This is a genomic window from Pseudenhygromyxa sp. WMMC2535 (assembly GCF_011083025.2).
The window spans coordinates 8,944,672-8,957,828 of the sequence record NZ_JABJWV010000001.1 but is presented as its reverse complement, the minus strand read 5'-3'; the positions used below and the strand labels follow the sequence as shown (position 1 = coordinate 8,957,828).

12 protein-coding genes are annotated in these 13,157 nt (G+C 70.2%); 7 read left to right on the top strand and 5 right to left on the bottom strand.

The window, feature by feature from the left end; genetic code table 11:
• Positions 1–85 precede the first annotated feature (85 nt).
• On the bottom strand, positions 86–424 hold the full coding sequence (locus G6O69_RS34505; protein ID WP_172307722.1) for a hypothetical protein: 339 nt from the start codon (positions 422–424) through the stop codon (positions 86–88).
• Between the two features lie 142 nt (positions 425–566).
• On the opposite strand from G6O69_RS34505, the gene G6O69_RS34500 reads away from it, so the two are divergent.
• Positions 567–1,226, top strand: coding sequence for a formylglycine-generating enzyme family protein (locus G6O69_RS34500; protein WP_172307721.1), 660 nt, complete (start codon positions 567–569; stop codon positions 1,224–1,226).
• Between the two features lie 66 nt (positions 1,227–1,292).
• Here G6O69_RS34500 and G6O69_RS34495 read toward each other — a convergent pair whose 3' ends face one another.
• Positions 1,293–2,129, bottom strand: coding sequence for a hypothetical protein (locus tag G6O69_RS34495; protein WP_172307720.1), 837 nt, complete (start codon positions 2,127–2,129; stop codon positions 1,293–1,295).
• Between the two features lie 460 nt (positions 2,130–2,589).
• Here G6O69_RS34495 and G6O69_RS34490 point away from each other — a divergent pair, with 460 nt between their 5' ends.
• The 4 genes from G6O69_RS34490 to G6O69_RS34475 all read left to right on the top strand — a co-directional run bounded on the left by G6O69_RS34490 (position 2,590) and on the right by G6O69_RS34475 (position 5,660).
• Positions 2,590–3,558, top strand: coding sequence for a phosphotransferase (locus G6O69_RS34490; RefSeq protein WP_172307719.1), 969 nt, complete (start codon positions 2,590–2,592; stop codon positions 3,556–3,558).
• A 167-nt stretch (positions 3,559–3,725) separates the two neighbouring features.
• Positions 3,726–3,881 carry a hypothetical protein gene (locus G6O69_RS34485; RefSeq protein ID WP_176397258.1) on the top strand — a complete coding sequence of 52 codons (156 nt, stop codon included), beginning with the start codon at positions 3,726–3,728 and terminating at the stop codon, positions 3,879–3,881.
• 43 nt (positions 3,882–3,924) lie between these two features.
• Positions 3,925–4,641 (top strand): hypothetical protein, encoded by a 717-nt coding sequence (locus G6O69_RS34480; RefSeq protein WP_172307718.1) that lies wholly within the window; start codon positions 3,925–3,927, stop codon positions 4,639–4,641.
• Positions 4,635–5,660, top strand: a complete 1,026-nt coding sequence (locus tag G6O69_RS34475; protein WP_172307717.1) for a trypsin-like peptidase domain-containing protein — start codon at positions 4,635–4,637, stop codon at positions 5,658–5,660. Before G6O69_RS34480 ends, G6O69_RS34475 begins: the two co-directional genes overlap by 7 nt.
• Positions 5,661–6,051: 391 nt before the next feature.
• Here the strand turns inward: G6O69_RS34475 and G6O69_RS34470 are convergent, their stop codons facing one another.
• Positions 6,052–7,431, bottom strand: coding sequence for a radical SAM protein (locus tag G6O69_RS34470; protein ID WP_172307716.1), 1,380 nt, complete (start codon positions 7,429–7,431; stop codon positions 6,052–6,054).
• A gap of 388 nt (positions 7,432–7,819) precedes the next feature.
• Entirely contained in the window at positions 7,820–9,016 is a 1,197-nt protein-coding gene (locus tag G6O69_RS34465; RefSeq protein WP_172307715.1) for a hypothetical protein, read from the bottom strand.
• Between the two features lie 70 nt (positions 9,017–9,086).
• Here G6O69_RS34465 and G6O69_RS34460 point away from each other — a divergent pair, with 70 nt between their 5' ends.
• On the top strand, positions 9,087–9,785 hold the full coding sequence (locus tag G6O69_RS34460) for a hypothetical protein (protein WP_172307714.1): 699 nt from the start codon (positions 9,087–9,089) through the stop codon (positions 9,783–9,785).
• Positions 9,782–10,459 (top strand): pYEATS domain-containing protein, encoded by a 678-nt coding sequence (locus G6O69_RS42540; RefSeq protein ID WP_172307713.1) that lies wholly within the window; start codon positions 9,782–9,784, stop codon positions 10,457–10,459. The genes G6O69_RS34460 and G6O69_RS42540 overlap by 4 nt, the downstream gene beginning before the upstream one ends.
• Before the next feature lie 26 nt (positions 10,460–10,485).
• Here the strand turns inward: G6O69_RS42540 and G6O69_RS34450 are convergent, their stop codons facing one another.
• Positions 10,486–13,128, bottom strand: coding sequence for a hypothetical protein (locus G6O69_RS34450; RefSeq protein WP_172307712.1), 2,643 nt, complete (start codon positions 13,126–13,128; stop codon positions 10,486–10,488).
• Positions 13,129–13,157: the final 29 nt, after the last annotated feature.

Below are 13,157 nucleotides of genomic sequence, written 5' to 3'. Positions count from 1 at the left end.
GCGCACCAGGAGGCCGTTTTCGCCGGCTTTACGGGGTCGGAGCCCCGCAGAGCCGGTTCATTCAATCTCGGCTGAAATTGTTGGCTCAGAGATCCTCGGGCGGAGGCGCGCCGCCGTAGTCGGAGTCTGCCGAGTTGGAGTCGTCGCTGGTCGTGTCGGTCTCGGAGCCGGAGTTGGACTCGCCCTCGCCCTCGGTATCGGCGGTCGTCGTGTCGTCCTCGCCCTCGCTCTCCTCGGTCGTGGTCTCTTCCTCGGAGTCGCTGTCTCCACAGCCGGCCAGGCTCAGGCCGATCGTCAGCGCGAGCGCGCCGAACTTGGAGGGGAGGGGGGAAGGGGCGGGCGCGATCGTGATGCTCGCGTGGCAAAAGGGGCACTCGGCCTCGTCGGCGCGGATATGGCGATGGCAGGCGTGACAGGCAAACATGTCGCGGACGAGCCTATCAAAACGAGCTCGCCCGCGTGCGGCTAATGTGGACGCTCGCGTCGCTCGACGAGGCGATCGGCACGAAGTCCTCGATCGCGAAATCGCTCACGCGCGGGGGAGCGAGGCGATGTAGGCTGGGCGCGTGATCCCGATCCCGAGTGGGGCCATCGAGCTGCGCGACGAGGGCACGCGACGCAGCTGGCGTGTCGAGCTCGCGGCTTTCTCGATCGCGCCCTTCGTGGTCACGCGCGCGGACTATCTCGCGCTCCTCGGCGGCCCGCGCTGCCCCGAGGACGAGGCGGGCCTGCCGATCACCGAGGTCTCGTGGCTCGACGCGATCGCGTTTTGTAACGCGCTGTCGCTGCGCGAGGGCCTGCGCCCCGCGATCGACCCGGGCGAGGACCCCGAGGGGCGCGACGCGAGGGTCGATCTGCGCGCCGACGGCTATCGGCTGCCGACCGAGGCCGAGTGGGAGTACGCCTGCCGAGCCGGGTCCACGGACGCGCGCCCCGGCCTGCTCGAGGACATCGCCTGGTACCGCGAGAACTCGGGCGAGCGCGTCCACGAGGTCGGCACCCGCGAGGCGAACGCCTGGGGCCTCCACGACATGATCGGCAACGTCTGGGAGTGGTGCTGGGACGTGTTCGATCCCGAGGTCTACGGCCCCTATCGCGTGTTTCGAGGCGGAGGCTGGTGCGACCTGCCTCGCGCCTGCCGCTCGTCGTGCCGCCGCAAGAGCCACCCCACCTTTCGCATCGACGATCTCGGCTTTCGACTCGCGCGCTCGAGCAGCCCGTGGTGAAAGCGCCGAGGGGACTGGCCTCGAACCCGCTGTCGGTGCTCTGGACAGCGGGTCCACCACCAGCGCTCACTCTGCGACGAAGTAGGCGCGGCCCTGGGAGAGGTCGGCGAAGGCCGCCTCGATCTGCGCGGGCACGGGCTCGTCGGCCTGGCCGGTGCCAAAGAGCTCGTTGTCGTCCTCGGGCGACTGCGTCCAGGTGAACGCGGCGTTGAAGGTGTATAGGTTGCCGTCGTTGTAATTCATCGTCCACACCAGCCAGTCGGCGCTCGGGGCCGCGTCGGCGTCGGCCAGGGCGAAGGACCAGCGGGCGATCTCCGTGCCCTGAGGCGCGGCGGGGGGATCGCCGTCCTCGAGCTGGATGATGTCCGCGAGCGAGATGCCCCCGACCTCGGTGAGCGCGTAGAGCAGCGCGCGGCCGTCGTCGAGGTTGAGGTAGAGCGTGGCCTCGCTGGTGTCGTCGGGGTTGGGCGCGTAGACGGCCGCGGTCGGGGTCTCTCCGACCAGCGCGGCGAAGCTGTCCCCCCAGGCCAGGGGCGTCTGCCATACGCCGGCGTCGCGCCAGTAGATCATCTGATCCTCGGCGACGACGATCAGCACGTCCCAGTCGGCGATCAGGCTGGCCGCGGCGATGCCCACCGAGCAGTCCGGCGCGTTCTCGCCGATCCAGGCCTGGTCGAGGGCGATCGACGACCAGGTCTGGGTGTCGAGGTTGAAGGTGTACTGCTTGCGCGCGCAGGCCGGATCACCAGTTGTGTCGTTCTCGTCGGTGGTGTCGCTCTCATCGGTCTCGCCCGAGGAGGTGTCGACATCGTCCTGGCCGGTGGACTCGCTCGAGCTCTCGCCCGACTCCCCGGTCTCGGCGGTGCTCGTGGCCTCGTCGGCCCCGTCGGTGGTGCTGGTCATGAAGGTGTCTCGAGCATCATTGTTCCCCCCTGCACAGGCGACGATGAGGGGAAGAGTGGCGATAAAGGCGGCTTTGCGCATCGGCGGATGGTATGTGTCAGTGGCACGGGAGGCCAAGCGTAGTCGAGGTTCAAAGTGATGTCATTTCGAGGGTGAAGGCTCACGCCCTCGAACCTTTGGAGATCAGGGAAGGTGCCGCCTGGTAGGCTGTCTGAGGGCGTTGAGGCCCCCACGCAGAAACTTCCCGAGCGACCTCGCGGAACCGGCAAAAAGTGCGCATATGCCAGAGGGTAGCGTGCGAGACCGTGCACGGTCTCGCCAAGAAAGTGTCGACTTTTAATGTGCGAATATGCGCGTCTGAACATTGGCAATCCATGCGATTCGGATCATGGGTATATCGTGTTTTGCCGAGCTCGAGGTGGGCATTGGCGCCTCACCCCAAAGTGGGCGAAGGTCGGTCATGCCGCTGCTCCCCGAGATCGACTCGAAAGCACGCTACCGCGAGCTCGTGGCCGACGAGGCGCGCTGGCGGCCAGGGCTGCGGGTGATCGCCGCGCGCCATGGCCTCGCCTTCGACCGCCTCGAGCGGGCCAAGGGAGGGACGCACATCGTCTACCTCGACGATCGCGTGGTCGTGAAGCTCTTCGTGCCGCTGTGGGCCGACGACGCGCTCGCCGAGCGGGCGATGCTCGCCCACGTCGCGGGCCGCCTGAGCATCGCCACGCCGGGCGTGCTCGGCGAGGGCGAGCTCGAGGGCTGGCCCTACCTGGTGCTCGAGCGCGTCCCCGGCAGCCACCTCTCGGAGCGCTGGTCCTCGCTGGACCAGGGCTGCCAGCGCTCGCTCATCGCTCAGCTCGGTGCGCTCGCGGCCAGCCTCCACGCGCTCGCGCTGCCCGAGCTGGAGGCGGCCATGCGCGCGGACTGGCAGGCCTTCTTGGCGACCCGGCGCGAGCAGCTGGTGGACAAGCAGCGTGAAGACGGGCTCTCGCCGGCCTGGATCGCCGACATCGAGGCCGCCGTCACCCCAGCGCTGCTCGCCGAGCTGGGCGAGGCGAAGCTCGCGGCCTTGCACATGGACCTGCACCACGACCACCTCATGGTCCAGGATGTCGACGGGGCGCTCACGCTGTCCGGGCTGTTCGACTTTGGTGACGCGATGTTCGGCGCGTGCGAGCACGAGCTGATTGCCCCGCTCGCGTTCATGGCCACCATGGTGCCCGGGGGCGCGCGGGCGCTGCTGCGTGGCTACGGCTACGCCGAGCGCGAGCTCGACGAGGGCCTCGCCAGCCGGCTGACGGGGCAGCTGCTCTTACAGCGCCACTGCCGGCTCTCGGGGGTGCTGGCGCGCCTGGGCAGGGGGCAGGCGCCGCCCGAGGACCTCGCGGCGCTGCTCGCCCGGCTGTGGGACTTTCGTGGGTGCGCACACTAGTGTGCGCGGCAGAGGACTTGAAGGGTCTCAGGCGCCGGACCGCCGGTTGCTGACGAGGCGCGAGGAGGGAGTTTGTCGGGCACAAATGACTGACGAGCAACGAAGTCAGCGGCCGGTGCTCCAAGCCTGGGGCCCTTCAAGTCCTCTGCCGCGCACACTAGTGCGGCGTGCTGCGCTTTCGCGTGCTCGAAGCACCCAGGGCCGAGGAGATCACTGAAGTTGCGAGGCGGACCCTCGACCGGCTCGCCCGGGTGTGCGCCGAAGGCCGTCCTGGCTTGCGCCCGCAAGACCGTGCTGAACACTGGTATGTCCGCGCCGAGTGACTTGGGCAACGCGGGCGTTCGGGGCGCTGGTAGCATGGAGTCCATGAGGATCGCTAGATACGTCGGCGCCTTGCTAGCGACGGTCGCGCTGGGTTGTGAAGGGCCCAGTGCGGATGAAGCTGGCGACGTCAGCGGCGACACCGCGACAGAGGGATCCAAGCCGACCTGCGAGCTCGTGTCGACCACTGAGCTCGCTGGCGTGGATACGATCGCCCCCAACGGGCGGTCTGGTGCCGATATCCTCGCGGTGATCCCCGAGTCCTTCGAGACCACGCTGACTTGGGATCTCTCGAGCCTTAGCGCGGAGGTCGAAGTCCTCGACGCCTCTGGTCAAAGCTCCGCGTTGACGTTGACCTTCGACGTGCCGATGAATCCCCAGGTCTTCTTCGAGGACTGGGAAGCCATGGATGCCTCGGGGGAGGTCGTCCAAGACGTCGACGTGGTCTGTGATGACTTTGTCCGGACGGCGATAGGTGTGAGCGCCGAGACCGAGGACGGTGCGCTAGCGATCGAGCTGTCGGGGCTGGACGTGGGCTTTGGGCCGGACCATCCCGAGACCGAGGACTGGGCCAAGCCCTTCATCCATGCCGCGCGAGACCTGAGCTCGCCGAGCGTCAACTTCCTCGCGCCCGTGGCCCAGCCAGCGGATGCTGGCAAGACCTTGGGGCTCATCTTCGACGCGCCTCAGATCACGGGGTCGCTCACGGTCTACGCCACCAGCTCAGAGGAAACGTACCGGCTCGTGGTGGCGCGATGGTGAAGCGCAGGGTCGCCTCGCTGCTGCTCTCTTTGGTCTTGGGTTGCGGCGACCCTGGTGCAGAGCTCTGCGATGAGCCAGAGTCTGTGGGGGGTGATGAAGTTGGCGCTGCGGGACTGACTTCGACGGGGGGGGAGTCGAAGATCGCCGAATTCGATGGACTGGATCGTCGGTTATTGGAGAACGACACCGTCTCGTCCTCGGGACAAGCCTTTGGCTTTCGGAACTGGGGGCTGGAGGACCCTCGGGTTCCCGTCAGCTCCGAGAATGATCTCCAGTCTTATCCGCTGCGTACCATAGCCCTCGTCCGTCTCCAATACCCCAAGAAAAACTCCGTGGGTTATTGGCTCGATCGGGGGACGGGTTTCCTCGTTGGCCCGAGACACCTTCTGACCAACCGGCATGTCGTAGGGGGGACGTGGGGGGACCTCAATGAATGGATCGATGACCCCCCGGAGTTCTTCAGTTTGGACGTTTTTCCTGGGCGTTCGAACGAGGCCCTGCTCAATGGCGGTGCTTGGGCTGTCGAGCGCGTTATTTGGAACCCTTTCCCGGAGACGATGTATGACGACTACGCGTTGCTGATCTTGGCGGATGACAAGGAGCGGAGTGGCCAGTATGGTAGAATGGGCTTGTGTAGAGCGTCGAGAGGCACGCTCGATGAACTCTCCGTGTTCACCGCGGGATACCCCGCACCGACGGAGGCCTGCGACCAGTCACCGGAGGCAGACGAGCATGGCTGCCCTTGTGCTGGCTGGATGTACCTTCAATCGTGCGTGGTCGAGGAGGTCGAGTCTCAACAACTCACTCACTCGTGCGCGAGTCAGCCCGGTCAATCGGGCAGCCCCTTGTGGGTCGACGAGTGCTCTGGTGGGACCCGGTGCAGCGTCGGAATTCACTATGGCAAGAACGGACTCGATGCTGGTGCCGTCCGCTGGGAGGACGAGGACATCGAGTGGCTGCACGCCAGGATCTGCGCGTGGCCGTCGGATTACGCACCGATGCCTCCCTTTTGTGATTAGAGTACGAAGACTGCGGAGCCGTGAACTCGGTTCCTGCTGGTAGGGGGGCTGGCGGCACGTTTGTCGTGGTGTCTGTGAGCAGCGCAGCCAGACCGACTACCATGTTGCGGACACCGACGATCGCCTCGTGCTGCGCGAGATCTCGCGTGACGTCGAAGGCGTGTCGGGCGAGGGCCGAGAGTGGGGTGAACTCCGACCTCGGCTCGACGCTCACAGGCGCGAGTGGATTGAGCTGCGGACGCGTGCATGTGTGGAGCGGCGCTCGGCGGCGGCTCGTTGCCTCGACGATTGGGCCGCGGCGTTGTCCGCTCGGGTCGATTCGTGGGTCGCCGGCGATCCAAGCTGGGGGACGAGCGAGCTCGATGACGCCATCGCGCTGCCTCACGGGCTCCTAAGCCTGTACGTCGTGGTCGAGCTTCTCGAAGGGCGCGCGGCCCTCGACGAGCTCGTCGGCGCGGATCTCCCGGCCGGTGCCCATCTGCTCGACGAGGCGAGAGATGCGGGGCTCGGTGATCTCCACGGGGCCCTCCTTGGCGCGGCGCTCGGGATCCTCGTACTCGCGGATCAGCCGAAACAGGCCGTTGTCGAAGGGCACGCCCTTGGGGGGGATCGCCGGCTCGATGCGCTCGCGCATGCCCATGCGCTTCATCTCGAGGGCGCGGTGGTGGCAAAAGGGGTTGTTGCCCGGGCGGCCGAGGAGGGGCTCGTTGGCGGCGGTGCAGCCCGACATGCAGGTCTCGGCGTAGTAGCACTCGCGGCAGTAGCCCCACAGATCGTCGAGGGTCCGCCGGCGCATGTAGGTGATCTCGGGCGCGCTCTTCCAGATCGCCGCGAGGCCGTGCTCACGCCAGCTGCCGCCGATGTTGGCCGGGCCGCCGAGGCTGGGGCAGTTCTTGATGGCGCCGTCGCTCTCGATGCCGATGGTGCTCTTGCCGGCCGCGCAGCCGCGGTAGTGGGCCTTTTGAAAGCGGCGCAGCTTGTGTTCGAAGGGCCCGAAGTAGCCGAGGTTGTTGGCCGGCCAGATCCGGACCTTGCGCTGGATCGCCCGGTCGGCGATGCGGCTGAGCTGCTCGAAGAGCTCGAGGAACATGTAGGGCTGGAGGATGATCTCGGCGTTGCTGGCCGCGTTGCCGTGGGCGACGGTGATCTGCAGCTGCCAGGAGTGCACGCCCTCGTCGGCGATCAGCTCGAGCAGGGGCTCGTGGTCGCCGAAGTTGACCTGGTTGATCTGCGAGTTGACGGCGATCCGCGCCCCGGCGTCCCGGAGCAGGCGCAGGGCCTGGAAGGCGCGCTTCCAGCTGCCCGGGCGGTTGCGGAGCTTGTCGTGGGCGGCCTCGAGGCCGTCGATCGACACGCTCACGCTCTGGATCCCGGCCTCGACCATGGCCTCGGCCCGGGCCTGCGTGATGCCCAGGCCGCCGGTGGTCATCGTCGCCGACATGCCGCGCTCGCGGATCCGGCGGATGACGAGGATGAAGTCGTTGCGCAGGTAGGCCTCGCCGCCGATCAGCACGACCTCGCCGACGCCGGCCTCGGCGAGATCGTCGACGAGGGCCAGGGCCTCGTCGGTGCTCAGCTCGTTGGGCCGGGCCTCGCCGGCCCGCGGGCCGCAGTGCAGGCAGCGGTGGTCGCAGGCCAAGGTGAACTCCCAGACCGCGAGGGCCGGGCGCGGCACGGGGCCGCTGTCCTCGGTGGTAAAAAAGCGCCGGGTCTTGCTCGGCGGCAGCTGATTGACGACGGGCAGGCGCTTGCGGGCGTCCTTGAGGCGCATCGCGCCCACCTTAGCAGCCGATCTCGGGCGCGGCGGCGCTCGGCGGTGAAGCATTCGAGCGCGGAGGCCCGGGGGCGGCGCCGGGCGGTGAAGCAACTGCTCGCGGAGGCCCCAAGTCGGCGCCCGGCGGTGAAGCACTTGACCGAGGAGGCCCGAAGTCGGTGCCCGGCGGTGAAGCGAGTCCGGCTCGAAGGCCCGAGGGTGGCGAATTTGCGGAGATCACGCGGCGCAGAGGCCCGAAATCGGCGCCCGGCGGTGAAGCGAGTCCGGCTCGGAGGCCCGAGGGCGGCGATCTGCGGAGATCACGCGGCGCGGAGGCCCGAAATCGGCGCCCGACGGCGGCGGCGCGTCGAGGCGGTGGCGAGCTTCGCGCTCGTCGCCGACCCGCTCAGGGATCGACGCGGACGATCTCTTCGGCGATGCCGTCGGCGTACCACAGCCGGCCGGCCGGGCCGATCTCCAGGCCCATGAGCGCGCCCGCGGGGGTGTGGATGCGCCCGAGCTCGCCGCCCTCGAGATCGAAGGCGACGATGTCGGCGCTGCCGAACTCGCCGACGAAGAGCCGGCCCCCGTGGAGGGCGAGGCCCGAGGGACGATCGAGGCCCTCGGCGAGCACGTGGACCTGCGCGCCCTCGACCCCGGTGTAGGTCGCGCCGTCCCACTCGCCGGGCAGGGGGCCGATGTCGACGCCGGTCTGGGTGTCGAGGGCGAAGATCCGCCCGGCGCCGGTGTCGGCGACGTAGAGCAGCCCCGAGCTCGGGTCGTACTCCATGTGCCCGGGGATGTCGTCGACGCGGGTGACCTCGACGTCGACGTAGCGGGTGATGATGCCGTCGGAGTGGTCGCCGCCGCCGGGGCCGTGGTCGTCTTGGAAGTCGTAGCGGACGATGTCGCCGTGGAAGCCGTCGAAGGCCCAGTAGGCGTTGCCCTGTTCGAAGGCGATGCCCATGCACAGCGGGCTTTGGTGGAGCATGTCGAGGTGGCTGCCCTCCTGGGCCCCGGGCGGGAACTCCTGGCCGACCATGGCGAAGATCTCGAGGTCGGCGGGCCACAGCGTCGGGCCCATGAAGTCGTCGGGCGGCTGGGGCCCGACGTTCCACTCGTTGCGGGACTCCTGGCAGGTCGCGAAATTGCCGTTTAGCCCGAAGGCCGCCGAGGACACGAAGGCCATGAAGTGCTGGCCGTAGGCGTCGATGCGGACCTCGGCGCTCTGCTGGGCGGTGCCGGGATCGAAGACGATCACCGCCCCGTGGCTGAGGGTGTTGAAGGTCCACAGCTGCTCGGGGGCGAGGGGGTTGAAGGCGAGGTCGCGGGGGACGTCGAGGCCGTCCTCGGCCGTGGCGATCACCGTGAAGGTCGCGCCGAATTCGGGCACGGCGCTCTCGCCCCAGGTGGTCTCGAGGGTGTCGGCGTTCTCGTCGGCGCCCTCGCTCGTGCTCTCGGCCTCGTCGGCGTCCTCGCCGAGGGTCTCGCCGATCTCGGCCTGGTCGTTGCTCTCGCCGCCCTCGTCGCCCTCGGGGGTGCAGGCCGCGAGCAGGGCGAGGGCGGCGATCGGGAGGCGGAGGGTCGCGGCGCGCGTCGACATGGCGCCGACTATAGCGAAGCCGGGGCGCTGGTGGGCGCCGAGCCCGGCTGGTAGGGTCGAGGGGGGTCGCATGCAGCGGATCTTCCTCAGCTACGGCTTCGCGGATCAGGACGGCGACCTCTACAAGGCCGCGCTCGCGCTCATCGACAGCCTCGGCTTCGACGTGGTCACCGGCGAGGTGCTCAGCGGCTCGCTGACCGAGGAGATCAAGCAGCGCATCAAGGGCTGCTGGGGGCTGGTCGCGCTGATGACCCCGCGCGAAGAGCAGGCCCCGGGGGTCTGGCGGACCTACAACTGGGTGCGCGACGAGTACAATTTCGCCTACGCCCTCGACATGCCGAGCGTCGCGGTGATCCAGGCCGGGGTCGAGATCAAGGGCAGCCTCGCCGGGGGGCCGGTCTACATCGAGTACGACCCCGAGCGACCGCTGCCCGGAGTCACTCGGCTGACCAAGCTGCTCGCGCTGTGGAAGCGCAAGGCCGGCCGCCGCAGCCGGGCGCTGCTGCTGCCTCGGGACCTGGCCCAAAAGGCGCGCGGCGGCGGGGCGAGCTGTCGCTACCGCTGCTTCTCCAACCGCGACTACTGCTACTCGGACTGGCGCGACGCGCTGCTCGTCTTCGAGCCGGGCGGCGTCGTCGCGCACCTCGACGCCATCGGCGAGGATCAGCTCGTCGAGGTCCAGCTGAAGCTCACCAGCGAGACCTGGGCCTCGGTCGCCACGCCCCAGGATCTGCGCGTCGAGCTCGCCCGGGTCGGGGGTGAGCCGTGAGGCCCCGCCAGAGCGCGCAGGCGGTCGGCGAGGGCTACTGGCGCTGGGCGATCTGGATCGAGGGTACGCCCGAGGAGCTCGCCGAGATCGAGGAGGTGATCTATCACCTCCACCCGACCTTCAGCCCGGCGATCGTCACCCGCAGCGATCCCGGCGACGGCTTCCGCATCGAGCGCGAGGGCTGGGGGGTGTTCGTGGTCGGGATCGAGGTCCGGCTCCGGGGCGGCGCGCGGGAGGTCTTCCGACACATGCTCGACTTCGCCGAGCCGGCGCCGCTGAAGGAGGTCGCCGCTCGCCCGGATCGGCTGCGGGTCTTCGTCAGCTACGCCCGCGACGACGACGAGCTCGCCCGCGAGGTCAAGCGCAGGATCGAGGAGGCCGGCTTCACCACGTGGATCTATCGCGACGAGCTCAGGCCGGGGGAGGACTGGCGATGGGCGATGCGCGAGCAGCTCGAGTCGTCGGACGTCGTCGTGGCCTTGAGCTCGGATATTCCCTCGCGCTGGATGGCCGCCGAGGCCGAGCAGGCCCGCCGCCTCGGCAAGCCGGTCCTCGGCGTCGGCGACGAGCGCCTGCTGCGGGACTTCGTGGCCACCGATCGCGTCGTCTCCCTCGAAGCGGGGGCCCTCGAGGGGGCGCTCCTCGAGCTGAGCGACGAGCGCTCCAAGAGCTGAGCGCGCGGGAGGAGCCGGGCCGGGTCTCACGCGGGCGCGGGGAAGGCCGCCGCGCGCAGGGCCGCGTAGTCCGGCGAGAGGTAGAAGCTCAGCAGCGCCGCGACGCGCACGGCGAGGTCCTCGAGGCGCAGGCGCTCGCGCTCGTCGTCGCTGCGCGTGGGTCGGGTCAAGGCGGCGCGCAGGCCGTGGCTCTCGACGAGCGGCCACTGGCTCAGGTGCGCGGGGTGGACGGTGAACATCGCCCGGATCGCGGCTCGCGGGTCGCCGCAGGCCACGAGCCCGGCCCGCTCGGCGCTCAGCTGCATGACCCGGTGGGCGGCGATCAGCTGGCTGTTGTCGCTGGCCAGGCTGTGGCTCTCGCGCTTGGCGAGCTTGCGCCGCCAGCGGTCCACGGCCGGGGCGCCGACCTTGTCGAGCAGGTGCTTGGCCGGGCCCTCGAGGCGCTTGAGCAGGGGCGCGGCGGCCAGCAGCATGCTCAGGCCGGTGAGCCCGAGGTCCAAGGTGCCCGACCAGACCTCGTCGCTGGTCACCCGGCGATGGGCGAAGCGCAGGTGGGCGAGCTCGCAGGCCACGGCGAAGCGCAGGGCTGGCTCGGCCAAGAAGGCGTGGCTGTGGGGATCGAGGTGGTCGCCGCCGATCAGCATGAAGGCGGTCGAGTCCTCGTAGGCGCGCAGGCCCACGGACTTGTCGCCGCGGGACACGAAGGGCTCGACGCCGCCGAGGCCGAGCATGATCGTGGCGTCGGCGATGGCCCGGGCGAGGGCGGTGGCCTTGGCCAGGTTGGCGCGCTCGCAGTAGCTCTTGAGCTGCGAGCAGTCGGGGACGGCGACCTTGGCGAGCGCGCCCTGGAGCCGGCCGAGCACGCCGTCGACCCGCGCGGCGGGGTGGTGGAGGAGCTCGAGGCCGTGGGCGTCGAGGGCCCTGGCCTTGATGCGCGGGGTCTCGGTGTTGTTGGTGTCGGTCTTGGGCGCGAAGCCGTCCTCGGCGAGGAGGTCGCGGACGATCTCGGCGCGCTCGAGCAGGGCGTGCTCGTCGGCGTCGAGCTGGCCGCGGGCCTCTCGGCGAGTGTGGAGCGCCTCGACCAAGGCGTCGAAGCGCTCGGCCGCCAGCGGCTGGAGCCGGGCGAGGTCGGCGAGGGCGGCGACGTGGCCGTCGCCGAGCTGGGCCTGGGCGGCCGCCGCGAGCTCCTGGAGCTCGACGCGGATCAGCTGGCCGCCTCGCTCGGGGCTGGGCGGGAGCAGGTCCTGGAGCTCCTCGCTGGGCAGGCGCGGGCGCCGGGCGTCGAGCAGGGTCTGGGCGCGCTGGGCCTCGCCGAGCTCGAGCAGGTGCTCGACGAGGACGAAGTCGACGACGGCCTCGGCGACGAGATCGCCCTGGAGGTTCTCCTGCAGCAGCGGGCGCAGCTGCTCGTGGAGGGGCAGGGCGAGGCGCTGGCCGTCGTGGCCGAGCTCGCACAGTAGCTCGACGATGAGCTCGCCGCGCTCGGGGCCCAGGGACCAGCGCCGCCACCACGCGACGAGGGCCTCGCCCTCGGCCTGACCCTCGGCGAGGGCGCGCAGGGCCTCGCGCAGCGGCGCTGGGAGCCCGGCGAAGCTGTCGCCGGGTCCGAGGGGCTCGGGTTGGGCCGGGGCGCTCTCGTCATCGGAGGGCTCGTCTCCGGACGGCTCGCCCTCGGACGGCCCGCCCGGCGGGAGGACGCGAAAGTGCTGGGGCTCGAAGAGCACGGCCGCGGTCACCCGCGACCAGGGATCGCCGGCCTCGGCGAGCTCGTCGAGGATCGCCTCCGCGCGCTGGCCGAGGGCGGACTCCGGGTTGGCGCCGCTGCGTCGCCACAGCGCCCGGGCGAGGCCGCGCTTGCGCTCGAGGGCGGGGAGGGCAGGGAGCTCGGCGAGGGCGGCGAAGGTGGCGTCGTCGCCGAGCGGGACGCGGAGGTGATGCTCGCCGCTGTGGACGAGGGCGCGACCCATGGCGCTGGTCTCGACGCGCAGCTCGGCGGGATCGAGGGCGGTGATCCACACGTCGCCCACGGGCGAGATGGCGACCAGGGCCTGGCGCCGCTCGCTGATCACCATGGCCACGCGGCCGCGGGCGTCGGGGAGCAGCGGCGAGTCGAAGTCGTGGCGCGCCTCGGTCTCCTGCCAGGCCAGCAGGCGCTCGTCGGCGTCGAGCCAGCGCTGCAACCAGGCGCGCTCGTGGGCGGTCATGGCGTCGACGAAGGGGCCGTCCCAGGACCAGGGGCCGTCGGCGTGATCCAGGGCCCGGCGCAGGCGCTCGCCCGTGGTCGCGGCCTGATGCGGGGACAGGCCGTGGCCAAAGTAACGAGCCACGCGGACCAGGGCGATCATCCGCTGGACCTGATCCCCGCGGCCCCAGGGGATCCCCAGGCGGTGGCCGTCGACGAGCAGGCGATCGCCGAGGGCCCGCGGCTGCAGGCGCAGGCGCTGGTCCGCCGCGAGGAGATCGACGACGGCGCCCGGCTCGTCCGCGGGCGCCCGAAGCAGCACGAGGTAGAGCCCGCTGCGCGTGCGACATAGCGCGGTCGCGCTGCGCTGGCCGTCGCCAAAGGGGAGCTCGCCGCCGAGGTCGATCTCCTCGAGCAGCTCGCCCTTGCCGGCCTCGCGCAGGCGCTGCGCGGGGGAGGGCGGCAGGGCGGGGTCGTCTTTGGCCATATGGTCGGTCGGGCGCGATCGCTGCGTGA

Excerpts from the sequence above, each read along its gene's own strand:
- G6O69_RS34505 (WP_172307722.1), bottom strand. The coding sequence starts at position 424 with ATGTTTGCCTGTCACGCCTGCCATCGCCATATCCGCGCCGACGAGGCC.
- G6O69_RS34495 (WP_172307720.1), bottom strand. The coding sequence starts at position 2,129 with ATGACCAGCACCACCGACGGGGCCGACGAGGCCACGAGCACCGCCGAG.
- G6O69_RS34490 (WP_172307719.1), top strand. The coding sequence starts at position 2,590 with ATGCCGCTGCTCCCCGAGATCGACTCGAAAGCACGCTACCGCGAGCTC.
- G6O69_RS34480 (WP_172307718.1), top strand. The coding sequence starts at position 3,925 with ATGAGGATCGCTAGATACGTCGGCGCCTTGCTAGCGACGGTCGCGCTG.
- G6O69_RS34475 (WP_172307717.1), top strand. The coding sequence starts at position 4,635 with ATGGTGAAGCGCAGGGTCGCCTCGCTGCTGCTCTCTTTGGTCTTGGGT.
- G6O69_RS34470 (WP_172307716.1), bottom strand. The coding sequence starts at position 7,431 with ATGCGCCTCAAGGACGCCCGCAAGCGCCTGCCCGTCGTCAATCAGCTG.
- G6O69_RS34465 (WP_172307715.1), bottom strand. The coding sequence starts at position 9,016 with ATGTCGACGCGCGCCGCGACCCTCCGCCTCCCGATCGCCGCCCTCGCC.
- G6O69_RS34460 (WP_172307714.1), top strand. The coding sequence starts at position 9,087 with ATGCAGCGGATCTTCCTCAGCTACGGCTTCGCGGATCAGGACGGCGAC.
- G6O69_RS34450 (WP_172307712.1), bottom strand. The coding sequence starts at position 13,128 with ATGGCCAAAGACGACCCCGCCCTGCCGCCCTCCCCCGCGCAGCGCCTG.